This window comes from Campylobacter concisus, from assembly GCF_902460665.1.
In the GTDB taxonomy this organism is placed as follows: domain Bacteria; phylum Campylobacterota; class Campylobacteria; order Campylobacterales; family Campylobacteraceae; genus Campylobacter_A; species Campylobacter_A concisus_AL.
Window position 1 is genome coordinate 1 of the sequence record NZ_CABPUR010000008.1, and the last position, 23,468, is coordinate 23,468.

Sequence of the window (23,468 nt, forward strand, 5' to 3'; positions counted from 1 at the left end):
ACCGTATGTCCTCTATCTTTTTGATACATCTAAAATTTTAAAAGTATTATCTATCCAAGAAATATCTTGATTATTTTTTACTATAATTTTATTTCCCACCAAATTAAATATTGGTAAATCGGAGTGATGATCACTGTAGCAATATGAATTACTTAAATCAAATTCATTTAAGTCAATAAGCTCTTTGATAAATCTTACCTTATTACTACCAAGACATTCTTGTCCATCTATAAAACCTGTAAAAAAATCATTATTAAATTTTAATTTTGTACAACACAATAAATCGATACGAAAATATTCTGCAAAAAATTTTAAATATATATCAAAACCACCAGAAGCAACAACGATTACATGCCCACTATCTATATGCCACATAAGTTTTTCTAAAACTTTACTATGTATATTTTTCAATATAATATTATTAAAAAAATCATTAGCTAACTCAAGCAACATATACCGTGGCATATTTTTAAAACTACTCAAAAGATATTTTTTTTGAAGCTTTGAATCCGCAATAAAGTTATAGACAATCTTCCTCTTTATAAAGAAAGATACCATCTCACATAAAGTAAGTTTTTTTGCAATATATTTTAAAAAATAATCAGCACTTTGTCCATCAAAAATAGTATCACAAAAATCAAAAATTACGATAATTTTTCTATTTTTATTTTTCATAAAACTCTTTTATGACTAACACTACTTGTTCCATCTGCTTTTTTGTGCCAATAGTAACCCTAACAAAATCTTCCATTTTTTTTATATGACCATAATCCCTTATATAAATATTTTTATTTTCTAAAAATAATATAAGATCACTTTTTGATTTTTGATTTAGTTTTAACAATAAAAAATTACCACCCTCTCCATAGGTTTTTAATCCAATCTCATAAAGTTCTTCAGAAAAATACTTTTTACTAGCCATTACATCATCTGCATATTTTTTCATATAACTGACATCATCCAATACAGATATTGCTGCGATCTGCGATAACATATTGATATTTTTTGGATTTCTAACTTTAGATAAAATTTTAATATTCTCACCGGAGGAAATAACATATCCTATTCTAAAACTAGCGAGCCCAAAAGCCTTAGAAAAAGTTCTAGTAATTAAGATGTTTTGGTACTTTATTACCAAATCTTTTGAAGTTTTACCACCAAATTCAAAATATGCTTCATCTATAATAAACATTATCTCAGGAAAACTCAACAACAAGTGTTCAATAGTATCACGAGAATATATAGTTCCAGTTGGATTGTTTGGATTGCAAATATAAACCATTCGTATATTATTATTTGTTAAGTACTCTTTAAGTTTATCTAAATCAAATAAAAAATCATCGCTTAAATAAAAAAAATCTATTTTAGCTCCATAGCTTTCAAATGTTGATCTAAAATTATCATAAGTTGGTGAAACCATTAACACTTTATCCTCATATTCAACAAAAGCCCTAGCTATACATTCATGTATTACATCAGAACTAGGATAATACTGAACATTATCAATCCCTATATCACAATAAACTGCTATTTTTTTTAAAAGCAACTCATTATTGACATCTGGATACCAGCTTATTTTACCGTTATTTAAAAAAGATACAATATTTTGTTTAACCAATGGGCTTGGATCTATAGTAGATTCATTCCAATCTAATTTTAATATATTACTATCTGAATTTAGCCAAGCTTTATGAGAAGCTAACCTATAAGGTTTAAGGCTATTCACGTATCTATTTATAAACATTTTTAGTCCACCCTTCGTATTATTTTTATTTTTCCAGTATTTTGATTCCTTTTTATCTGCTCTACAACAGTAACCAACACTTCCACATTACCCAATCTATCTTGTATATTGTTTATTATAATGTTTTTATTATCATCACATACTGTTCCACTTACAATGACTTCAACCGATTTATCATTATTTTTTTGTATAATTTGAAATTGTTTTATAAAGTCCATTTTATACATCATTGTATATATGTTAACAGTTGGAATATAAGTTCCATCTTTTTTTATCAAAATATCATCACTTCTGCCACTTATCGAACTAATGGGTATAGAAAATGTTGATTTACATTCACATTTATAATCTACATCCGTATTCTCAATAGCAATATCTCCAGTTTTATACCTAATGAGCGGCATAGAAAAATTATTTAAAGAAGTTGCAATCATTTCACCATTAATAACCTCAACATAACCATAGTCGTCGTTATTATGGTATTTACCACATTGACATTGCTGAATAGCTACGGCACACTCCGCATGCCCATAACAATCCAAAACTTCTATTCCCCACCAGTCCTCTATAGTTTTTCTATAACTTGAAAGCATTGTTTCAGATGATGTTGATATTACATCTATTTGATCTATTTTAATATTATATTCTTTTAAAATTTGAGTAAAAATAAATATTGAACTTGGATATCCATGCAGCACTCTAGAACGTGATTTTTTAATCACATCAATGTATAATTTTAAATTTTCTTTACTTATATGAAAAGGGGATAAATACCATATATTATTAAAAAAATCATGTTTATATAATTTATCATTAGGACCAGGTAGATAACTTCTTAAAAAAATTATAGGATCCATAAAAGAATACTTGTATCTATCTGTAGAATTCCACAACCTTTTGTATGATAAATCCTCTATTAAAAACATTTTTAAAGAGGTTAAAAACTCAAAAGGTTCACCTATTGAACCAGATGTTTTAGTTTTTATAACTGGCCACATATAAGACTTCGAGATAAACAAATTTCTGTTTTTGTTAATAAGTGCTTTATCGATAATCGGGAGTTTATATATTTCATCTTGTGTAAAATTTTTGAAATCAATAATATTTTTAAATTTTTTATAAAATTCAATATTGTTGACTGCATAAAGTAGGATTTTTTTTAGCTTTTTGGTTTGCATAATTTGATTTTCTTCTTTTGTTTTACTTCTTTGTTTGCAAAAGGATTTCCACATTAATATAAACACTATGGCTTTTATAAAAAATAAAAAAGTTCTTCTAATATATTTTTTCATAGCCCAACACTCCAATTTTATATTTCAAAACCAATATCCGTCGTCTGCACCATATCCCAAAGCTCTATCGGCCAGCTTTTGCCTTTTTTTAGAGTCTCAAATAGCGCCTCAAGCTCTTCGAGCTGCCCCTTTTGGCTTACGCTCGTTGAAATTTCTTTCAAGCCTACTCCATATCCTTTTAGGCTTTTATAATCGTCCAAAACGATACTCTTACCGTCGAAGTGGATCTCCATAAACTCCTTGCTTAGCTCCTTGCTGCCGTTTGCGAAATACTCGATATTTGCTACCGAGCCGTCTTTGTATTTTAAGACGATGGATTTGTTATCCTCGGCGCTATATTTTTCATTGCTCGGCGTGATAGCCTGCGAAAATATACTCTCTATCTCGCTTCCCGTTAGCGCCGTCATCAGGTCTATTATATGACACGCTTCGCCAACCATCCTACCGCCGTTTTCATGCACCCAGTGATCCATAGGTATGTAGCCCGCGTTCATTCTATATCTAATTATCATCGGATTTATTCTAGCGCTCGTGTGCTTTTTTATCTCCTGCGCATAGGCGCTAAATCGTCTGTTAAATCCCACGAATAAAAGGGGCTTATCGCCTCCCTCAGCGTAAAATTTCTTTATCTTTTTAAGCTCCTCTTTGTTTGTTGCAAGCGGCTTTTCTACAAATACGTTTTTACCCGCTTCAAGTGCTTTTAAAGTAAGCTCCGCATGGCTATCGTGCCTTGTGGAGATGATCACGAGATCGACGTTTTTGTCGTTTAAAATATCGTCTAAATTTGAAGTAGCGTAGTTCGCTCCGTATTGCTGCGCCACCGCCTTTGCTTTATGTCCGCTTCGGTTCATGATCGCGTAAATTTTATATTTATCCGCAAGCTTTGAGATATTAGGCAGGTGCATCCCGGTGGCAAATCCGCCTACGCCGACGAACGCGACGTTTATCACATCCCTGTTTACTGGCGCGGAGCTTATGATGATTTTTTTATCGTGATTTAAATAGTTATCAAGCTCGGTTAAATTTGTCTCGCCGTAGTCAAGCAAAACCATAAGCGGCTTATTCTGCGAAGCCTGTAGCGACTCAAACGCCTCCGTTACCTGCTCGATAGGGTATTTTGCGTCTATGAGCTTATCCAGCTTTATCAAATTTTCATTTACCAGTCTTAGATACTCACTCATATTTCGATTTTCCGTCCATCTTACGTAGCTAAACGGATAATCAAGCCCATGCTCTTCGTAGCTCTTGTCGTAGCGACCAGGACCATAGGATGTGGAGATGAGAAAATCAAGCTCCTTTTTATACATATCCTCTCTATTTATCTGCATACCGACAACGCCCACGAGCACTACTCTGCCCTTTTTCTTGCACATCGCAAAGCTTTGCGATAGCGGCTCGCTACTGCTCGTAGCGGCGGTAAATAGCACGCCGTCGGCGCCGTATCCGCCGCTCCAAGACGAAACGACTTCTAGCAAATTTTCCTTTGAAGGATTGATAGTTAGCTCGGCGCCGTATTCCTTTGCTATCTGCAAGCGCCTATCGTCAAAATCGCTAACTGCGACCCTCACTCCTGAAATTTTAAGCATCTGCACCGCAAGAAGCCCCAAAATCCCAGCTCCCACGACTACGCAGGTCTCGCCAAGCCTTAGATCGATCCGCCTAACGCCCTGCATCGCTATGCCGCCTAGCGTCACGGTGCAAGCCCGTTCAAAGTCCATATCCTGCGGCATTTTCATAACTAAATTTTTAGGTACGTCTACGTATTCGGCATGGTTTGCAAGCCCTGCGCCGGCTGCGGCGACGCGATCTCCGATCTCAAAATTTGAAACGCCCTCTCCGACTGCTATAACTACGCCGCTAAGCGAATAACCGGTGGGGCTACCGCTATCAAGCTTGCCCTTTACCTTCGCATAGGCGTTTGCGATACCGTCTGATTTTATCATACTGATGACTTTTTTTACATTTTCGGGCTGTTCTAAAGCTCGCTTTATCAGACTCTTTCCGCTATTTGATACGCCGCTTATCTCAGTGCCCGCCGATATGCAGCTATTTACTACTTTTATAAGAACGCATCCCTTTGAAACGCTTGGAGCAGGAATCTGCTCTGCTAAAACTTTACCTTTTTTTACTATTGCTTGTATCATTTTACAACCTTTATCTGTTTTAATTTCAATGCCGGCTTTTCTATAAAATTCCAAGAAACGCAAGCTACCGTGAGCGTCGCAGCTACCACTATGAGATATAACCATAAAGAGCCGCCAAAGCCCAGACTGATTAAAATTTGAACTACCAGCATATGATAAAGATATGTACTATAAGAGAGATCGGTGCTTCTAGCTATCTTTAAATTTGTGCAGGAAAAAGCCATGCTAAAGATCACTAGCGCTAAAAGGAAGATTTGAAATACGGTAGAAATTTCCAAGCCTATCTTATAATCTCCAAGCCCGCTTCCAAACTCTATAGCCGCAAAACAAAATATCAAATAGAGCGCAATATAATATAAGCCGTAGCCTACGAGATATTTTTTTATATCCAGCCAATAAAGCCGCATAACCATACCGATGATAAATATCCACAAAAACGGCAAACATATTAGCTCAAGAAACTTATTTAAATTTGAAGCGGAGTAAAAATTTTCATCGGCGATTGCGGGAATTATCATTGATGTAAAAAATAGAAAAACTAACAATAAATTTCTTATGATCACCTTTCTAATACACAAAATAAATGGAAGGATGATATAAAACGATAGTTCGACGCTAAGCGTCCATAAAACGCCGCTCGGATAGGAGCTGAAAAAGCCGCCATAATTATATAAAGCGTCGTTTTTTATACCTATTATAAAGCCTGCTATGCCTGAAGCGGCAGTAATGGCATAGAGAACAAAGTATTCTATGTATTTTAATACCGAGATATCATTAAAATTTTTACCCACGTACATAGCTAGCTCAAGTACTAAAATATTTACGAATAGAGCCGGATATATCCTAAGCGCTCTTTTTATAAAATATTCTTTTAAATTGCCGCTATTTAAATAACTATCGGTAATTAAAAATCCCGAAACCAGGAAAAATAATGGAACGCCCGGAAACAGCCTAAGAAACTTATCCACGTGCCCCCCCCCATAAAAGCGGTATTTTTAGCCATTCCGTCGAGTGCATATATACCACTTGTAAAGCAAAAAGTAATCTAAAAAAATTCAGATGGTTATCTCTATCTATTACTTTTTGACAAATCATTTAAAAATTCCACAAAAATCTAAAAACTGTTTTTGAATTTTTAGCACTTTAAATTCTTTATGAGCAACTAAAAATACAACTATATCTGCGATATCTGTAGCTTTTTTGTAGTTTATTATCTCAAAATCCTTATGAGATTTTATATTTGGCTCAACGGCTAAAATGCCAAATCCAGCCTGTATTAAATCTCGTGCAACCAAAACGGCAGGAGACTCTCGAAGATCATCTATATCTGGTTTAAATGCAAGACCCATGCAAGCTATTTTAGGCTTTTTACCGCTCTCCAATTCAAATTTCAAAGCAGCATTTTTTATTTTTTCTACAACCCATTGCATTTTATAGTTGTTTACTTCTCTGGCTGTTTTTATAAGTTTTGCATCATTTCCACCAGCATGCACAATAAACCATGGATCTACAGCAATACAGTGTCCACCCACACCACATCCTGGGCTTAAGATATTAACACGGGGGTGACGATTTGCTAGTGATATAAGCTCCCAAACATTAATACCAAATTTGTCACATAGAATACTCAGTTCATTTGCAAATGCAATATTTACATCACGAAAAGAATTTTCAGTAAGCTTTGCCATTTCAGCAGTCTTTGCATCTGTTTGCAATATTTCACCTTTTACAAATGTTTTATAAAAATCTGCTGTTTTTTTAGTTGCTTCAAGCGTTAATCCACCTACGATTCTATCATTTTGTACCAATTCATGCAGTATTTTTCCAGGTAAAACTCTCTCTGGACAATGAGCTATAAAAATTTCTGAAATATTTACACCACTATCTTTTAAGATTTCGCCTATTTTTTCGGTAGTTCCAACAGGAGACGTAGACTCTAAAACTACAATATCACCACTTTTAACGAAAGGAGCTATAGATTTGCATGCACTTATTACATAATCTAAATTTGGAACGAAGCCTTCACGAAAAGGTGTAGGAACGGCTACTATAAAAACATCTGATTTTGTTGGTATAGTACCAGCTTTAAGCTTTCCATTATCAACTGCTTTTTTTACAAAATCTTCAAGCCCTGGTTCAACAATATGTATCTTTCCTTGATTAATTGTATCAACTGTGCTTTGCACAACATCTACTCCATGCACATTGTATCCATTGTTTGCCAAAAGCGCAGCAGTAGGTAATCCAATATACCCTAATCCTACAACACAAACATTTTTTACCATTATCACTCCAATTATATATTTCTAACAAACTCTACTATTTTAGCGCAAGCACTACCATCACCGTAAGGATTATAAGATTGACTCATTTGTTTATAAATTTCAATACTATCAAGTAACTCTTGTGCATTACTTACTATCTTTTCTTTATCAGTGCCTACAAGTTTAACAGAGCCTGAAGAAATAGCTTCTGGTCTTTCTGTAGTGTCCCTCATAACCAAAACTGGTTTTCCTAAACTAGGAGCTTCTTCTTGTATACCACCACTATCAGTAATAATAAAATACGATCTATCCATAAGATATACAAACTCACCATACTCTAATGGTGCTATAAGATATACGTTATCAACATTAGATAGTAGTTCTTTTACGGGTTTTTGAACATTTGGGTTAAGATGAACTGGGTATACAATATCTATATTTGGATTATTTTGAGCTAAAATTTTTAAAGCCTCACATATATTAATGAAGCCGAGTCCAAAATTTTCTCTTCTATGGCCAGTTACTAATATAATCTTTCTATTATGTTCAGGGTTATATTTAAGTTTTAATGACTGTAATATTTTATTTTTAAAGGTTGGATCTTTTTTTATTATATCTAATAATAAAAACAAAGCGTCAATTACTGTATTTCCAGTTACAACAATATTTTCAAGTTTCTTATTTTCTTTTAAAAGATTATCCTTTGATAAATTTGTTGGTGCAAAATGATAATTTGCCAAAATGCCCACTAATTGTCTATTTACTTCTTCAGGAAATGGTGAATAAATTTCCCATGTTCTAAGTCCAGCTTCTACATGGGCGATTTTTATTTGCTTATAAAAAGAGGCTAATGCGCTTATGCTGGCTGTTGTAGTATCCCCATGAACAAAAACTATGTCTGGGTAAAAATCATCTAAAACATCTCGCATCTTAAGCAAAATCCGAGATGATAAGTCAAATAAATCCTGATTAGGCTGCATTATGTCTAGATCATAATCTGAAGATATATTAAATATTTCTAGCACTTGATCTAGCATCTGCCTATGCTGAGCAGTAACACATACTTTAACACAAAAGTCACTATATTTTTGAAATTCTCTTATTAAAGGAGCCATTTTTATTGCTTCTGGTCTAGTACCAAAAACTATAAGAATTCTTTTCACATTAGGCCTTTCAGTAGATGTGTCACTTTTTGCTCGATCTCTTCTAAAAATTCCTTGCTCTTTGCTTCAAATCTAGTGACAATAACTGGCGTTGTATTTGATGCGCGCACCAGTGCCCAGCCATTTTCAAACTGAATCCTTATGCCATCGATATCAATGATATTTTTTATCTTTGGTAGGTCGCAGCTCTCATTTTTCACGCACTCTTTTAGCTTGGCAACTATCTTAAATTTAGCCTCGTCAGTCGTCTTTATCTTGATCTCATCGGTGCTAAAGACAAGTGGCATCTTATCAAGTTCGCCGTCAAGATCAAAGCCTTTGTGAACTAGCTCAAGTACCCTCATCATCGCATAAAGCGCATCATCAAAGCCAAAGTATCGCTCTTTAAAAAAGATATGACCGCTTACTTCAGCTGCAAGGTCGACATTTAGCTCTTTCATCATCTTTTTTATATTGCTATGTCCAGTCTTGCCCATGAAAACTTCGCCTATTTTTGCGATCTCATCGTACATATTTTGTGAGCATTTTACCTCGCCAAGCACCTTTGGATGTTTCATATTTAGAGCATAAAGATAGGCTAACTCATCGCCTTTTATATCTCTTTTTGGCGTTATAACCGCGATCCTATCGCCGTCTCCGTCAAAACCAAATCCAAGATCAAATTCCTTCTTTTCGATGAGCGAAAATATCTCTTTTAAATTCTCTTTTTCGCTTGGGTCTGGGTGGTGATTTGGGAAATTTCCGTCTGGATCTTCATATAAAATTTTTGCATTTAGCCCAAGCGCTTTTACGATCGGCACCAAGCTCACGCCAACAGCACCATTTGCGCAGTCGATTACAAAAGGCTTTTTGAAATTTTTAAGTTCGCTAAATTCTTTTACAAAAAACTCAACATATTTTTCTAAGATGTTAAATTTCTCACAGCTCTCATCGTCTGCGATCTGCTCGCCAGAGGCAATTATCTCATTAACTTTGTCTTTTAAAATTTGCAGATCTTTGCCAAAAAAACTATCTTTTTTGATAGTAATCTTAAAACCGTTATAATCTTTTGGATTGTGAGAGCCTGTGATCATGATGTTTGCGTCAAAATAATCTGCATAAACACTAAAATAGCCAACAGGAGTTGGAAGCAATCCGATGTTATAAATTTTAAAGCCAGCAGCTTTGTTTAAGCCACTTAGCAAATACCTAAAAAGTGTGCTAGCACTAAGCCTTGCATCAAAGCCAACGCTTAAGGTTTTTACACCAAATTCGTTAAATTTCTTACCCAAAGCAAGCCCTATAGCCTTGACGCTATCTTCTGTCAAGTCTTTTTCAAAAATGCCGCGGATATCGTATTCTCTAAAAATTTCATCATATTTCATTGTAGGTTCTCCGCAAAAGAAAGTAAAAGAATACCATAATAAATTTAAAAAGAGGTAAAACTTGTAAAAGCAATTTTGAAGTATAAAAAATTCGAGCTAGAAAAGACTCTAGCTCGAAAAAGGCTGCTACATCATGCCGCCCATGCCACCCATTCCGCCCATGTCAGGCATTGCAGGCATTGCTTTTTCTTCTTTTATCTCGCTGATAGTTGCTTCAGTTGTTAGTAGCAAGCTAGCCACGCTAACAGCGTTTTGAAGCGCAACTCTCTCAACTTTAACTGGGTCGATGATGCCAGCTTCAAACATATTTACATATTCGCCAGTTGCAGCGTTAAAGCCAAAATTTGCATCTTTGCTTGTCTCAACTGCATTTGCTACCACGCCAGCGTCAAAGCCAGCGTTTTCAGCGATTTGGCGAAGTGGAGCACGAAGCGCTCTTCTAACGATCTCAGCGCCGATCGCCTCGTCACCTTGTAAATTTAGATTTACACTCTTTGAAGCAAGGATAAGAGCTGAACCGCCACCTACTACGATACCCTCTTCAACAGCTGCACGAGTAGCGCTTAGAGCGTCATCTACACGGTCTTTTTTCTCTTTCATCTCAGTTTCAGTCGCAGCACCTACTTTGATAACTGCCACGCCACCGCTTAGTTTCGCAAGGCGCTCTTGTAGTTTTTCTTTGTCATAGTCGCTTGTTGTCTCAGCGATTTGCGCTTTGATCTGAGTTATTCTAGCGTCGATCGCTGACTTTTCGCCTGCGCCATTTACGATAGTTGTGTTATCTTTGTCGATAACTACACTTGAAGCTTGTCCAAGGTCGTTTATAGTAGCGCTCTCTAGTGTTCTGCCTAGCTCTTCACTGATAACTTCGCCACCTGTTAAGATAGCGATATCTTCAAGCATCGCTTTTCTTCTGTCACCAAAGCCAGGAGCTTTAACGGCTGAGATGTTTAGCACGCCACGAAGTTTATTTACTACAAGCGTTGCAAGTGCTTCGCCCTCGATATCTTCAGCGATGATTAGAAGTGGTTTGCCACTCTTTTGTACTTGCTCAAGCACAGGGAGTAGATCTTTTAAATTTGTAATCTTCTTGTCAAATAGCAATATGAATGGATTGCTTAGCTCAACTTGCATCTTTTCAGGGTTTGTGATGAAGTATGGGCTTAGATATCCGCGGTCAAACTGCATACCCTCAACAACGCTTAGCTCGTCTTGGATAGACTTTGCCTCTTCTACTGTTATGACGCCGTCTTTACCGACTTTTTCCATCGCATCAGCAATAAGCTTGCCGATACTCTCATCTGAGTTAGCAGAGATAGTAGCGATCTGAGCGATCTCTTTTGAGCCTGATACTTTTTTAGAGATATTTTTTAGTGCATCTATAAGAGCTGCTACTTCTTTATCCATGCCGCGTTTTACTTCGATAGGATTTGCGCCAGCAGTTACGTTTCTAAGGCCCTCTTTAAATATAGCGTGAGCTAGCACGGTTGCTGTTGTAGTGCCGTCACCTGCTTGGTCATTTGTCTTACTTGCTACTTCTCTAACTAGGCTTGCACCCATGTTTTCGATAGTATCTTTTAGCTCAACCTCTTTAGCCACGCTAACGCCGTCTTTTGTGATGTTTGGCGCGCCAAAGCTCTTTTGGATAAGGACATTTCTGCCTCTTGGTCCCATTGTCACTTTTACAGCGTCATTTAGTTTTTTTACGCCCTCGTATAGGCGGTTTCTTGCATCATCAGAATAAAAAATTTCTTTTGCCATTGTTTTTCCTTTCGGTTTTAATTTATTTTAAAAAATCAGCCTTATTTATAATTGACAAAGGCATATTAATATCAAAAATTTTACCGCGAATATTTGAATAGCCGTTTTTAGCTAGTCTTTCGCTGTGCATTTTCAGATATCTTTCCGCATTCTCCTTATTGTCAAAAAGATAAATTCCGCCGGCTTCTTTTGTTTGTTTATTCTCAGTCCAAATTTTCCATATCATACCGGGTTCTTGGTTGATACTTTTAGCCAAATCCTCAAAAGTTTTTGACATCTCGTCTCCAAAAAGACCTTCTTGCGGAAAATCAACATACATAATCGCAGCCATCTGCAGCCTTATTTTAAAACACCTAAAACATCATCAATGTTTAAAACAAGATATGTTTTATCATCTAAATTTATCTCAGTGCCACCGTATTTTGCAAATACAACTTTATCACCAACTTTTACGCCCTCTACTTCAGCGCCAACTGCTTTTACCTCGCCACTTAAAGGTTTTTCTTTTGCATTATCAGGTATAATAATGCCCGAAGCTGTGGTCTTTGTCTCCTCTACGCGTTCGACTAGAACACGCTTGCCTAATGGTTGAAAGTTCATTGTTCATCCTTTTGGTTTAATTGTCTTTTTTAGCACTCTTTATTTTTGAGTGATGAGATCCTAGCACTTTTTTCTAAAAAAGTCAATAATTTATAGTTAAATTTTATTAAAACTTTAGTCAGTTGCACTAAAGTTTGATGATATGTAAAACTAATATAAAGGAAATTTATGAAAAAAGTAGCTTACATAATTGGCGTGCTCATACTCATAATAGCTTGCATCTTTGGCCTTTTATTTAGCCCATTTGGGAGTAAATTTATAGCTGGCAAGATCGAAAAAGAGGCACTCGCTCGTGGCATAGATATCAAATTTAAAGATTTTAGCCTGGGGTTTAGCACCTTAAATTTTGAAGTGACCGTGATGAACGCCATAAATTTAAAGGCAAATGGCGATCTCTCGTTACTTGCTCAAAGTATTAATTTGAACATAGACATAAACGCCGACAAGGCAAAGGCTAGCAAACTTGGGCTAAAAAAGGACATCGCTCTTAAAGCAAACGTCGCTGGTAAATTTAGCGACTTTAAGCTAGTGGCAACTGGCACGGCGCTTGGCTCGAATATAAATTTAAACGCAAATTTAAAAGACTACCTGCCAAAGGCTCTAAATCTTGACGCTAAAAATATTGAGCTTTCTGAAATCTCAGCCCTTGCACAAAAGCCAAATTTAGCTAGTGGAAAGCTTGATCTAACGAGCAATATGCAAGGCGTTTATGAGAAAAATGAGCCCATCATAAACGCTCAAATTTTAGCTAGCAATGCAGTAATAAACAAAGAAATTCTTAAAAACGAATTTGGACTAAATTTAGCAAAAGATATAAGTTTTAAAGGCGTCGTAAATGCTAAATTTGCAAATGAAAAAGTGAGCGCAAAAACCATTATCATCGCACCAGAAGCTACTTTAAAGGCAAATGAGACGACCTATGATCTAGCTAGTAAAAATTTAAAGAGCGACTTTTTGCTAAACGTGCCTGATCTTGCCCTTCTTGGCAAGCTTTTGGGGCAACAGCTAAGCGGCTCTGTGGATGCAAATGGCGAAATTACAATGCAAGAAAATGCTCTTAAAAACCTAAAAGCTGAGATAAACGGCCTTGGTGGCAAGATAAATGCAAATTTTGATAGTAAAAATTTAGTCCTAAATGCAGTAAATATCAAGCTAAAAGAGCTTTTAGCACTTGCCCTGCAGCCTAGCTACGCAGACGGGCAGATAAATTTAAACGCAAATTTTAGCGGCTTTGACGAGCTAAAAAAGCTTGCAGGCGAGGCTAAATTTGAGATAAAAAACGGCCTTATAAATAATGGTCTTGCAAAGCTTAAAAATGCTGCTAAATTTGAGCTAAAAGGCGGCGCTATAGCAAAAAATGAACTTGTAAATTTTGACGCAAACGTGCTTAGCGACCTTGGCGAACTAAAGGATATAAAGGGCGTTTTTGACCTAAAAAACAGTCAAATTTTTAGCAAATTTGCCCTGCTCATTAGCGACCCTAAGAAATTTAAAGCGGTTAGCGGCTTTGAGGTGGGCTCAAAGATGGCGCTTGCGGGCGATGTGAAGGTTAAAGCAAGCAAGATAGATGAGCTAAATTTAGGCGGCGATGCCTTTACTGGCAAGCTAAACGCCACCATAAAAAATGAAAATCTTGATCTTAGCCTAAAAGAGGCGCAGTTAGGAGAGATATTAGCGCTTAGCGGCAACGATAGGCTGGCAAACGCTAGCACAAATATCGAGGCAAAGGGGCAAAATATCTTTAGCAAAAGCCCAAGTATCGCTGCAACGATCGCTTTAAATGATGGCAAATTTAACGCTGCAGCGCTTAGCAAAATGCTTGATAAAAAATTCCCTGAAAATGAGAAATTTAGCTCAAATTTTAGCCTAAGTTGCAAAGACGATGTAGCGAAATTTAGTGGCGACTTTCTTAGCTCGCTAGCTGATATAAAGGGCATAGATGGCAGCTTTGATACGGGCAAAAGCACGCTAAACCTAAAGCTTCAAGCGGTAGTTTCGGAGCTAAATAAGCTTGCATTTTTAGCTGGTCGCGAGCTTCACGGTAAATTTGCAGCGCTGATTACCGCAAATGGCAAAGTAGACGATCTAGCCATAAAAGCCACTTCAGATGATCTATTTAAGGGCAAACTCGAGGCTAACTACAAAGCTGGCACGCTTGATGCTGTGCTAAAAAACTTTGAGGTAAAGGGACTAACGCAGACTTTAGGGCTAGAGCATCTTTATGATGGCAACGGCGATGCTAAATTTGACTACGAGACAAAGCAAAGGCTGGGCAAATTTGATATCTTGCTAAAAGAGGGTCACCTAGCTAGCACAAACCTCACAAACAACATCAAAACCTTCACCGGCAAGGACATCACAAAAGAAATTTACAAAGACGGCAAAATTTATGGTGACATAAAGGGCGATAATATCGTCTTCAACGTGGATTTAAGCTCTCCAAAGAGCGACATAAAGGTTACAAACGGCACTTATAATACTGCGACAAAAATGCTTAACACGCCGCTTGTTTGCAGGCTTGAAAAGACCGATCTAAACGTGAAAATTTCAGACACGACAGACAACCTAAAATACGATGTTGGCTCGCAGTATCTTGAGGGCAAGGTCAAAAAAGAGATAGGTAGATTTTTGGACAAAAAGCTGGGCGGCAAAGATAGCAACTCAAGCAGCGAAAAGCAAAATTTAAAGGGGCTTTTAAAAGGGTTATTTTAGATGAAAAAGGCGGAAAATTTAAAGTATCTAATGGGGCTTGGGCACTTTTGTAGCGACATAAACCAAAGTGCGCTTGGCGTGATGCTAGTGATCGGCGAGTGATAGCGCTCAAATTTGATGCGAAATTTAGCCTGCGCGTATCGCGTATTTTGCAAGTAAAATTTAATGCTTGCGGTAGTAAAATTTCGCAAAATTCATGTTTACAGGAGAAGCGATGAAAAAGCTGATTATTTTTATGATTGCGCTGATATTTTGCGGGTGCGGTATAGCGTCAAAGGGTGATGGAGCCTCAAGTAATATGAATTTTCATATAGCAAAGAGGATAGCCATAGATATGTCGGGCGGCTGGATTGATTTTAATAAAGAAAACTACGATAAATTTTGGAGAAATATACGAAGTTCTGGCAACACAAAATATAAATTGGATTGGATTAAAGCTGATGCTTATTCGATGGTAAATTTAAATATTGAGTTTTTGAAATCAGCCCTTGAAACTTACAATAGTAAAAATGTGATTAAAACAGCCGATTTTGCATCCTACGAGAAAAATATCGAAAATTTATCTCCAACCGTATCTGGTTACAATACCGAACAAGAATATAAATTAAAAATGGTGATAAAGCAGGCTATAGCTGCATATAATCAACAGCTTCAAATGTTTCAAAACGGCGGTGAATTTAATCTTTATTTATATCTCATGCATGTTGCAAATATCAGCGATAACGGCGTGAGTATATCGATTGACTTTGGGAAAATTAATGGCGTCGGCGAGAATAAAAACTATATAGAAAAACACTTGAATAGAGCATATGAATTAAAGCAAAATCTAGATAGTCTTTTTGATAAAAACTATCGTTGGTAATGTATAAATTTTAGCAAAATGAACGACCAAATTTACCTTATCGGCGACGTTCACGGCTGTTATAAAACTCTTTGCACCCTAATAGATTGCTTGCCGCACGGCGCTGATTCTAAAATTTGCTTCGTGGGCGATCTGATAGACCGCGGCGAGGGGAGTTTTGAGGTCGTGCAGTTAGCGATGCAGCGCGGTTACGCGGCCGTGATGGGCAATCACGAATACCGCCTTTTGCAACACAAGGATGCATTTTTGTGCGGCGAAATGCCTAATGATCCGCGCTGGTTTTTCCTAAACGGCGGTGCGCAGACTTTCGCATCCTACGCCAAAGCCGACCGCGTCCAGAAACTCGCGCACATAGAGTTTTTGTCAAATTTGCCGCTTTATTTGGAATTTCATAAGTTTAAAAACGCGCAGGGCAGGCGGCTCGTCGTATCACACTCGGCGGCCGGGCGGATGTGGCCGCTGCGCAGCTCGGACGGCGATAGTGCGGCGGAGTTTAGGCGGCACATACTTTGCGGTAGGGGCGATTTTAGCCAAAACGATGGCGTCTTTAACGTCTACGGCCATACGCCGATCGCGAGCCCCGATATCACGGAATTTGGTGCAAATATCGACACGGGCTGCATCTATAGGCACGGCTTTGGCCGTCTTTGCGCGCTTGAGTTTCCGAGTATGCGAGTCTTTTTGCAGGATAATATCGAAGAGGGCGGGTGAGATTACTGGGCTAAAATTTCATCATAGCTTTTTTTGATATTAACTATTTCATTATCTATAAAATCACAACTTAGGCGCAAAATTTTACTATTCGAAAACATCTCTCTGACATGTGCCGCTAGGATACCTGCATCTTTGTCGCTTGAGCAAAGTATCCTAAAAATAATTTCCGTTTCTATATCGTCTACAAAATTTGTTTTTTTGTTTAGATTTTAATATAAATTTCTTGTTATGATTCTGACTGCAGAGCCATAGTACTTGCCGTCAAGCGCACACTCTGCTAACGTTTTTATTAAGCCGCCTTTTATATCAAAGACAGAAACAAAACCACGTTTTACAATTTTTATCTCTTCTTTTGTCATTTATGGACTCCTTTTTTGATTAAAATTTTGCTTTTTTACAAATACGTCATATTTTAGTAAAAATTGGCTAAATAAATTTTTGTGCCATTTTTAAAATTTGGCATTTTTAAGATATGGGTCTCGGTGAGTAAAATTTGAAACCGAAATTTACAAATTTAACTTCAAATTTGAGCATAAAACGATAAGGCGAAGTATTTTTCGTCAGACGAGGCAGCGGCGACCGAAGCCGACTGAGCCGGTAACGAAGTATGGCGGAAAAAGACAAGCCGTCAAATTTAAAGCTTGCGGATTTTGGCGATCTCGTCGCGCAATGCCGCCGCCTTCTCAAACTCCAGCTGCGCTGCCGCTTCAAGCATCTGCTTTCTTAGCTCTTTTACGATTGCGGCTCGCTCGCTTGCTGGCATCTTTTCTAAATTCTTGCCACGTTTATAAATTTCACCATCATCCTCAACGTGCAAGCTCTCTTCGATATTCCTGCTTGCAGAGTGCGGCGTTATGCCGTGAGCTTTGTTGTATTCATCTTGAAATTTACGCCTAGCAGTCGTCGTATCGATCGCCTCTTTCATTGATTTTGTTATCTTTTTGGCAAACATTAATACCTTGCCATTTACATTTCTAGCTGCGCGCCCCATCGTTTGTATAAGACTCGTGGTCGAGCGCAAAAAGCCCTCTTTATCGGCGTCCATGATAGCTATTAGGCTCACTTCAGGCAGGTCAAGCCCCTCACGGAGCAAATTTATGCCTATTAGCATGTCAAATTCGCCGCTTCTAAGCCCTCTAATGATCTCATTTCTCTCGATCGCGTCGATGTCTGAGTGCATATACTTGACCTTTATGCCAAGCTCGATGTAGTAGCGACTTAGCTCCTCGGCCATCTTTTTAGTTAGCACCGTAACCAGCACGCGCTCACCTCTAGCGATGACCGCCTTTGCCTCGTCAAATAGCGCCTCTACTTGATTGTCACTATCTTTTATCTCAATGAGAGGATCAAGCAAGCCAGTAGGACGCAAAATTTGCTCATAAACATGCCCCTGGCTGATACCAAGCTCGTACTCGTTTGGCGTGGCTGAGACAAAGAGAAATTTCGCCTTTTTGCTTATAAACTCGTCAAATTTAAGCGGCCTGTTATCAAGAGCTGATGGCAAACGAAATCCATACTCCACAAGCACCTCTTTACGGCTCCTGTCACCCGCGTACATACCCCTAAACTGCGGCAAACTCACGTGGCTCTCATCGACGATAACCAGATAGTCTTTGCCGCTTATCTCAAAGTAGTCAAACATCGAGTACGGCGTCTCTCCGGGCTTTTGACCAGTTAGGTGGCGCGCGTAGTTTTCGATGCCCTTGCACATGCCCGTGCTTGCCATCATCTCAAGGTCAAACTCCACCCTTTGCTTTAGTCTCTGCGCCTCGACTAGCTTGCCCTGCTCGTTAAATTCTTTCAAACGCGCATCAAGCTCCTCTTCGATCTCTTTCATCGCGATCTTTAGTCTATCAGCGCCTACGATGAACTGGCTGGTGGCGTAAAGTGTAAATTTAGAGATATCCTTTAGTCTTTTGTTATCAAGCACATCAAAATGATACATCGCATCGATCTCATCGCCAAAAAACTCAACCCTTAGGGCTTCGTCGTTGTAATAAGCTGGGTAAATATCCACCACATCGCCATTTACACGAAAATCCCCTCTGTCAAAGTAGTTGTCATTGCGCTTATAGCCCATATCCACAAGCTGCTCTAAAAGCTTTCTTTGGCTTATCTTCTCACCCACGCTAAGATATGCCACCATCCCCTTATACTCGCTTGGATTACCAAGGCCGTAGTTTGCAGAGACCGAGGCCACGCAGACGACATCGTCAAAGCTTAGCAAGCTAGCTGTTGCAGAGAGGCGCAGGCGCTCAAGCTCCTCATTTACCGAGCTATCCTTTTCTATATATAGGTCGCTTCTTGGGATGTAGGCCTCTGGCTGGTAGTAGTCGTAGTAGCTTATGAAGTACTCGACGTGATTTTTTGGGAAAAAGCCCTTAAATTCGCTATAAAGCTGCGCGGCTAAGGATTTGTTATGCGTCATGATAAGCGTTGGCATGTTTAGCTCACGTATGACGTTTGCCATGGTAAAGGTCTTGCCAGATCCTGTCACACCTAGAAGAGTTTGGTATTTATTGCCTGATTTTATACTTTTTACTATCTCTTTTATCGCTCTTGCTTGGTCACTGCTTGGGCTAAATTTAGATGAAATTTCAAATTTACTCATTGATTGCCTTTAAATTTGGGCGAATTTTATAGCAAAGATAGTGCTTTGTCAAATGATAATTTTAATAAGAATTTAGCGTCTGCGTGTTAGAATACGAGCCTAATTATTATTTTAAAGGAACTTTTATGTTTGAAGATAATGCGATCTTAACCACACTAAGCGATAAAGTAAATGACCTGATCACAAAATATGACGAACTTTGCAAAACGAACGAAGAGTTGCGTAATGAGATCGTAACTTTAAAAGCACAAAATGAGGCAAAAAGCAATCAAATCATGCGTTTAGAAGAGGATCTTGACAAGAAAAATACCGAAGCTGACGATGTAATGAGAAAAATCGAAGCTGTCCTTGGCAGATAAGCTTGGTTAAAATATGAAAAAAATTACGCTCACGATATCATCTCGCGACTACACGATCACGCTTGATGATGATTTTGCTAAATTCTTTGAAGATGACTGGCAAAATTTAATGGGCGGGCGCCAATTTATCGAGCCAAAAGAGCTTTTAAACGCCTTTATAGAAAAATGTTATGAAAATTATGCTGTGATAAAGGCAGTAAAAAATTTAACTGGCAATGTTGATGAGATATTAAAGCGAGAAGAGAGATGAAAAGACGAGCTTACACCTTGCTTGAGCTAATATTTATAGTAGTTATACTAGGTATTTTAAGCACAGTCGCTATACCTAGGCTATTTTTTTCTAGAAGTGATGCTACCATCTCAAATGCAAAAACTCAACTTGCTGCCATAAGAAGCGGAATTTCACTAAAATACAACGACAATATCTTGCAAGCAAAGCCAGAATTTCCACAAAAACTAGACGATGGCGATCCAAGCAAACTCTTTAAAAATGTTATAAATATACCGATAAAAGATAGTGGCAGTAAAAATGGCTGGCACAGAATAAGCGATGACAAATACACATTTAGGCTAGATGGCAAAGTAGCAAATTTCAAATACGACAAAAATACTGGCGATTTTGGTTGCAGCGATGAAAATGAAATTTGCAAATCACTTCAGTAATGCATTATTATATACTCGCATTTTATGGACTAAATTTAGCCCCACTCACTTATGAAAGCGATCAAAAACTAGAAAAATTTCAAGGCGTAAAGGCTTCTTTAAGAGGTAAAATTCTTACTGCTTTTATCGTAAAAGAGACTGGCAAGCCAGAGTTTAAAACAAGTAAAATTTTAGAAATTCTACCGATTAATCTAACTTCAATGCAAAGCGAATTGGCAATATTTATCTCAAAATATTACACATGCGAGCTTGGCGTCAGCCTAAATTTATTTGAACCAAATGACACTATTGCAGTAGATCAAATTTATGAAAATCAAAATTTTAATGTAGCACCCAAACTAAGCGAAAAACAGCAAGAGGCTTTGGATTTTATAAATAAACGTAAAATTTCACTCATCTTTGGCGACACTGGAAGCGGAAAAAGCGAGATTTACATCGCTAAGATCAGAGAAATTTTAAACGCAGGCAGCCAAGCACTATTTTTAATGCCTGAAATTTCACTCACGCCACAAATGCAAAAACGCCTTGAGAGCTTCTTTGGCGAGGCGGTAGCAGTCTGGCACTCAAAGATAACATCAAAGAAAAAAGAGCAAATTTTAAAAGATATAAAAAGTGGAAAAGTTAGGCTCGTTGCAGGTGCAAGATCGGCTTTATTTTTACCACTTGAGAGGCTAAAACTCATCATCATTGACGAAGAACACGACGATAGCTATAAAAACACAGGCTCAAAGCCCCACTACAACGCAAGAGACCTTGCCCTCTTTCTAACTAGCAAATTTGACCTACAAGTGGTGCTTGGAAGTGCCACGCCAAGCCTTACTAGCTTTTACAAGCAGGAGCATTTTCGCTTAAAAGGGACATATTTTGATTCGCAAAAAAATTACATTTTCGATGAGAGCGAGACTGGAATTAGTGAAATTTTAAAAGATGAAATTTCAAAGACACTCGCGAATAAAAAACAAGCTGTCATCTGCCTGCCAACAAGGGCAAATTTTAAATATCTAGTCTGCAAAAACTGCGGTGAAACGCTAAAGTGTCCATTTTGTAGCATCGGTATGAGCTACTACAAAAAACAAAACGTACTAAAGTGTCAATACTGCGAGCACAAAATGGCCGTGCCAAAGACCTGCCATCAGTGCGGCAGCGAGATGATAGAGGCCAAAAAGATCGGTACGAGCGAACTTTTAGAGCGACTGCAAGCCGAATTTGCTAATGCCAGAATCGCTAAATTTGACAGGGATGAGATAACGACGCAGAACAAGCTTGTAAAGGCCTTAAAAGAATTTAACGACGGCAAGATAGACATCCTGCTAGGCACGCAGATGCTAAGCAAAGGGCATGATTACCACAACGTAGAGCTTGCTGTCATCATGGGCTTTGATGAGCTTTTAAATTTTCCTGATTATAAAGCCAGGGAGCGAACGCTCGCTCTTGCCATGCAAGTAGCCGGAAGAGCTGGTAGAAACGGGGCTGGTAGAGTTATCATTCAAAGCAAACAAAGAGAATTTTTTGAGAGCTACATCAGTGACTACGACGCATTTTTAAAAGATGAGATAGATTATAGAAAAGAGCTTTATCCGCCATTTTCTAGACTGCTTCGTGTGATTATCTCACACAAAGACGAGAGTGCTGCAAAGGGTGTAACAAATGAATTTATAAGAAATTTAGAAAGCATAAAAGGCGATGAGCTTGAGATCGTTGGATATGGAAAATGTCAGATCGAGTATATTGGAAGCAAATTTAGATATGAAATTTTACTTCGTTCAAACTCTCACACCATGCTTTTAAAAGCTGCAAATCTTTGCAGAAGCGAACTTAGCGACATTGATATAGATCCGGTAAATTTTAGCTAGAGATTAGCTAATGTTGATTATAATCTCACCAAAAATTTAACGGATGCATCAATGCTTTTTAACTCTTACGAATTTATATTTTTATTTTTACCATTTACATTTTTTGTATATTTTTATCTAAATAAAAAGCACCTTACAGAGGTAGCAAAGGGCTTTTTGGTTCTGTCATCTCTATTTTTTTACAGCTGGTGGAATATCATTTATCTGCCGCTAATCTTAGGCTCAATGGTGTTTAACTACTGCTTTGGAGTGGAGCTAAACAAAGAAAATAGTAAAATTTCTAAAAAATTTATTCTTATACTGGGCATCGCAGCAAATTTGATGCTGCTTGGATATTTTAAATATTCAGATTTTTTTATAAGCAATGTAAATTTTATCTTTAACACCCAGATACCTCATTTAAATTTGCTACTACCTCTTGCAATATCATTTTTTACCTTTCAGCAAATAGCCTATTTGGTCGATAGTGCTACGGGGGGGGGTACGAAGCAGTATGACTTTTTAAACTACTGCTTGTTTGTTACCTTTTTTCCGCAACTAATCGCTGGTCCGATCGTGCATCACAAAGAGATGATGCCGCAGTTTGCAAATGTTAGAAATAAAATAATCAACTATAAAAATATAGCACTTGGGCTATTTATATTTTCAATAGGCCTTTTCAAAAAGGTAGTTATCGCTGATAGTTTTGCTGTTTGGGCAACAAATGGGTTTGACAAGGCGACTACCTTAAATTTATTTGAAGCATGGGCGACTAGCCTAAGCTATACATTTCAGCTCTACTTTGACTTTAGCGGATACTGCGATATGGCTATCGGTGCAGCACTTCTTTTTAATATCAAGCTTCCAATAAATTTTAACTCACCCTATAAGGCATTAAATATTCAAGACTTTTGGCGCAGATGGCACATAACGCTAAGTAGGTTTTTAAGAGACTATATCTATATCCCGCTAGGTGGTAACCGCAAAGGTAGGCTACGAACATACACAAATTTAATGGCAACCTTTATAATAGGTGGTATATGGCACGGGGCTGGCTGGACATTTGTATTTTGGGGATTTTTGCATGGTGTTGCCTTAGTTGTTCATAGAATTTGGAGCGAGCTTGGCTTTAAGATGAATAAAATTTTGGCTTGGCTTATAACATTTAACTTTATAAATATTACTTGGGTCTTTTTTAGGGCAAAAGATTGGGACGATGCTTTAAAAGTGCTACAAGGGATGTTTGGGTTGAGTGGCATTGTTTTACCAAATTTTCTATTAGTAAAACTTGGATTTTTAACTAAATATGGAGTTGAGTTTGATAACTTTATAGAAAGAGTTGGAGACAAAAATACTCTTTTATTTATAATGCTTGGTTTTATT

The 23,468-nt window shown here is 37.6% G+C and carries 21 protein-coding genes and 1 pseudogene; 9 read left to right on the top strand and 13 right to left on the bottom strand.

All coding sequences use genetic code 11. The annotated features are described in order from the left end of the window. Nucleotides 1-12 precede the first annotated feature (12 nt). The 11 genes from F3G66_RS09045 to groES all read right to left on the bottom strand — a co-directional run bounded on the left by F3G66_RS09045 (nucleotide 13) and on the right by groES (nucleotide 12,332). Nucleotides 13-675: an HAD family hydrolase gene (locus F3G66_RS09045; protein WP_149707855.1), complete on the bottom strand. Its 663-nt coding sequence runs from the start codon at nucleotides 673-675 to the stop codon at nucleotides 13-15. Beyond that, on the bottom strand, nucleotides 665-1,744 hold the full coding sequence (locus tag F3G66_RS09050; protein ID WP_149707856.1) for a pyridoxal phosphate-dependent aminotransferase: 1,080 nt from the start codon (nucleotides 1,742-1,744) through the stop codon (nucleotides 665-667). The genes F3G66_RS09045 and F3G66_RS09050 overlap by 11 nt, the downstream gene beginning before the upstream one ends. A 2-nt stretch (nucleotides 1,745-1,746) precedes the next feature. Continuing rightward, complete coding sequence (locus F3G66_RS09055) at nucleotides 1,747-3,036, bottom strand: phenylacetate--CoA ligase family protein (RefSeq protein ID WP_149707857.1); 1,290 nt, start codon at nucleotides 3,034-3,036, stop codon at nucleotides 1,747-1,749. A gap of 17 nt (nucleotides 3,037-3,053) precedes the next feature. Continuing rightward, complete coding sequence (locus F3G66_RS09060) at nucleotides 3,054-5,180, bottom strand: bi-domain-containing oxidoreductase (protein ID WP_149707858.1); 2,127 nt, start codon at nucleotides 5,178-5,180, stop codon at nucleotides 3,054-3,056. After that, nucleotides 5,177-6,148 (bottom strand): acyltransferase family protein, encoded by a 972-nt coding sequence (locus tag F3G66_RS09065; protein ID WP_149707859.1) that lies wholly within the window; start codon nucleotides 6,146-6,148, stop codon nucleotides 5,177-5,179. The genes F3G66_RS09060 and F3G66_RS09065 overlap by 4 nt, the downstream gene beginning before the upstream one ends. A gap of 123 nt (nucleotides 6,149-6,271) precedes the next feature. Next, nucleotides 6,272-7,465 carry a UDP-N-acetyl-D-mannosamine dehydrogenase gene (gene wecC / locus F3G66_RS09070; RefSeq protein WP_149707860.1) on the bottom strand — a complete coding sequence of 398 codons (1,194 nt, stop codon included), beginning with the start codon at nucleotides 7,463-7,465 and terminating at the stop codon, nucleotides 6,272-6,274. 11 nt (nucleotides 7,466-7,476) lie between these two features. After that, complete coding sequence (gene wecB / locus F3G66_RS09075) at nucleotides 7,477-8,607, bottom strand: non-hydrolyzing UDP-N-acetylglucosamine 2-epimerase (RefSeq protein ID WP_149707861.1); 1,131 nt, start codon at nucleotides 8,605-8,607, stop codon at nucleotides 7,477-7,479. Further along, nucleotides 8,604-9,971 (bottom strand): phosphomannomutase/phosphoglucomutase, encoded by a 1,368-nt coding sequence (locus tag F3G66_RS09080; protein ID WP_149707862.1) that lies wholly within the window; start codon nucleotides 9,969-9,971, stop codon nucleotides 8,604-8,606. The genes wecB and F3G66_RS09080 overlap by 4 nt, the downstream gene beginning before the upstream one ends. Nucleotides 9,972-10,097: 126 nt before the next feature. Next, a complete protein-coding gene (gene groL / locus F3G66_RS09085; RefSeq protein ID WP_002940160.1) occupies nucleotides 10,098-11,732 on the bottom strand; it encodes a chaperonin GroEL in 1,635 nt (544 codons plus the stop codon). Between the two features lie 22 nt (nucleotides 11,733-11,754). Continuing rightward, nucleotides 11,755-12,063, bottom strand: coding sequence for a monooxygenase (locus tag F3G66_RS09090; RefSeq protein WP_149707863.1), 309 nt, complete (start codon nucleotides 12,061-12,063; stop codon nucleotides 11,755-11,757). An 8-nt stretch (nucleotides 12,064-12,071) separates the two neighbouring features. Next, nucleotides 12,072-12,332: a co-chaperone GroES gene (groES, locus tag F3G66_RS09095; RefSeq protein ID WP_072594386.1), complete on the bottom strand. Its 261-nt coding sequence runs from the start codon at nucleotides 12,330-12,332 to the stop codon at nucleotides 12,072-12,074. Nucleotides 12,333-12,500: 168 nt separating this feature from the next. On the opposite strand from groES, the gene F3G66_RS09100 reads away from it, so the two are divergent. The 4 genes and pseudogenes from F3G66_RS09100 to F3G66_RS09695 all read left to right on the top strand — a co-directional run bounded on the left by F3G66_RS09100 (nucleotide 12,501) and on the right by F3G66_RS09695 (nucleotide 16,617). Continuing rightward, nucleotides 12,501-15,044 (top strand): tryptophanyl-tRNA synthetase, encoded by a 2,544-nt coding sequence (locus F3G66_RS09100; protein ID WP_149707864.1) that lies wholly within the window; start codon nucleotides 12,501-12,503, stop codon nucleotides 15,042-15,044. Nucleotides 15,045-15,258: 214 nt separating this feature from the next. After that, entirely contained in the window at nucleotides 15,259-15,906 is a 648-nt protein-coding gene (locus tag F3G66_RS09105) for a hypothetical protein (protein WP_149707865.1), read from the top strand. An 18-nt stretch (nucleotides 15,907-15,924) separates the two neighbouring features. Beyond that, nucleotides 15,925-16,263, top strand: a pseudogene (locus tag F3G66_RS09690) (metallophosphoesterase); the annotation flags it as partial. 93 nt (nucleotides 16,264-16,356) lie between these two features. Continuing rightward, nucleotides 16,357-16,617, top strand: a complete 261-nt coding sequence (locus tag F3G66_RS09695) for a hypothetical protein (RefSeq protein ID WP_223154266.1) — start codon at nucleotides 16,357-16,359, stop codon at nucleotides 16,615-16,617. 212 nt (nucleotides 16,618-16,829) lie between these two features. Here F3G66_RS09695 and F3G66_RS09505 read toward each other — a convergent pair whose 3' ends face one another. Continuing rightward, nucleotides 16,830-16,979, bottom strand: coding sequence for a hypothetical protein (locus F3G66_RS09505; protein ID WP_188115857.1), 150 nt, complete (start codon nucleotides 16,977-16,979; stop codon nucleotides 16,830-16,832). A 275-nt stretch (nucleotides 16,980-17,254) separates the two neighbouring features. Further along, complete coding sequence (gene uvrB / locus F3G66_RS09120; protein ID WP_149707868.1) at nucleotides 17,255-19,231, bottom strand: excinuclease ABC subunit UvrB; 1,977 nt, start codon at nucleotides 19,229-19,231, stop codon at nucleotides 17,255-17,257. Between the two features lie 125 nt (nucleotides 19,232-19,356). Here uvrB and F3G66_RS09125 point away from each other — a divergent pair, with 125 nt between their 5' ends. The 5 genes from F3G66_RS09125 to F3G66_RS09145 form a co-directional block, all read left to right on the top strand. Continuing rightward, entirely contained in the window at nucleotides 19,357-19,590 is a 234-nt protein-coding gene (locus F3G66_RS09125) for a cell division protein ZapB (protein ID WP_021091279.1), read from the top strand. Between the two features lie 13 nt (nucleotides 19,591-19,603). Beyond that, the gene (locus F3G66_RS09130) at nucleotides 19,604-19,840 is read left to right on the top strand and encodes a hypothetical protein (protein ID WP_054196819.1); all 237 of its coding nucleotides are present in this window, start codon (nucleotides 19,604-19,606) and stop codon (nucleotides 19,838-19,840) included. Continuing rightward, a complete protein-coding gene (locus F3G66_RS09135) occupies nucleotides 19,837-20,253 on the top strand; it encodes a type II secretion system protein (RefSeq protein WP_084042158.1) in 417 nt (138 codons plus the stop codon). The genes F3G66_RS09130 and F3G66_RS09135 overlap by 4 nt, the downstream gene beginning before the upstream one ends. Beyond that, a complete protein-coding gene (locus F3G66_RS09140; protein ID WP_149707869.1) occupies nucleotides 20,253-22,106 on the top strand; it encodes a primosomal protein N' in 1,854 nt (617 codons plus the stop codon). The genes F3G66_RS09135 and F3G66_RS09140 overlap by 1 nt, the downstream gene beginning before the upstream one ends. 51 nt (nucleotides 22,107-22,157) lie before the next feature. Continuing rightward, nucleotides 22,158-23,468, top strand: a 1,311-nt coding sequence (locus F3G66_RS09145) for an MBOAT family O-acyltransferase (protein WP_149707886.1), incomplete at its 3' end; no start/stop codon positions are given.

Coding starts and splice junctions, on each gene's coding strand:
- F3G66_RS09080 (WP_149707862.1), bottom strand. CDS start 9,971: ATGAAATATGATGAAATTTTTAGAGAATACGATATCCGCGGCATTTTT.
- F3G66_RS09125 (WP_021091279.1), top strand. CDS start 19,357: ATGTTTGAAGATAATGCGATCTTAACCACACTAAGCGATAAAGTAAAT.
- groL (WP_002940160.1), bottom strand. CDS start 11,732: ATGGCAAAAGAAATTTTTTATTCTGATGATGCAAGAAACCGCCTATAC.
- groES (WP_072594386.1), bottom strand. CDS start 12,332: ATGAACTTTCAACCATTAGGCAAGCGTGTTCTAGTCGAACGCGTAGAG.
- F3G66_RS09090 (WP_149707863.1), bottom strand. CDS start 12,063: ATGGCTGCGATTATGTATGTTGATTTTCCGCAAGAAGGTCTTTTTGGA.
- F3G66_RS09505 (WP_188115857.1), bottom strand. CDS start 16,979: ATGACAAAAGAAGAGATAAAAATTGTAAAACGTGGTTTTGTTTCTGTC.
- F3G66_RS09060 (WP_149707858.1), bottom strand. CDS start 5,180: ATGATACAAGCAATAGTAAAAAAAGGTAAAGTTTTAGCAGAGCAGATT.
- F3G66_RS09105 (WP_149707865.1), top strand. CDS start 15,259: ATGAAAAAGCTGATTATTTTTATGATTGCGCTGATATTTTGCGGGTGC.
- F3G66_RS09055 (WP_149707857.1), bottom strand. CDS start 3,036: ATGAAAAAATATATTAGAAGAACTTTTTTATTTTTTATAAAAGCCATA.
- F3G66_RS09695 (WP_223154266.1), top strand. CDS start 16,357: ATGTGGCCGCTGCGCAGCTCGGACGGCGATAGTGCGGCGGAGTTTAGG.
- F3G66_RS09100 (WP_149707864.1), top strand. CDS start 12,501: ATGAAAAAAGTAGCTTACATAATTGGCGTGCTCATACTCATAATAGCT.
- uvrB (WP_149707868.1), bottom strand. CDS start 19,231: ATGAGTAAATTTGAAATTTCATCTAAATTTAGCCCAAGCAGTGACCAA.
- F3G66_RS09135 (WP_084042158.1), top strand. CDS start 19,837: ATGAAAAGACGAGCTTACACCTTGCTTGAGCTAATATTTATAGTAGTT.
- F3G66_RS09140 (WP_149707869.1), top strand. CDS start 20,253: ATGCATTATTATATACTCGCATTTTATGGACTAAATTTAGCCCCACTC.
- F3G66_RS09130 (WP_054196819.1), top strand. CDS start 19,604: ATGAAAAAAATTACGCTCACGATATCATCTCGCGACTACACGATCACG.
- wecC (WP_149707860.1), bottom strand. CDS start 7,465: ATGGTAAAAAATGTTTGTGTTGTAGGATTAGGGTATATTGGATTACCT.
- F3G66_RS09050 (WP_149707856.1), bottom strand. CDS start 1,744: ATGTTTATAAATAGATACGTGAATAGCCTTAAACCTTATAGGTTAGCT.
- F3G66_RS09045 (WP_149707855.1), bottom strand. CDS start 675: ATGAAAAATAAAAATAGAAAAATTATCGTAATTTTTGATTTTTGTGAT.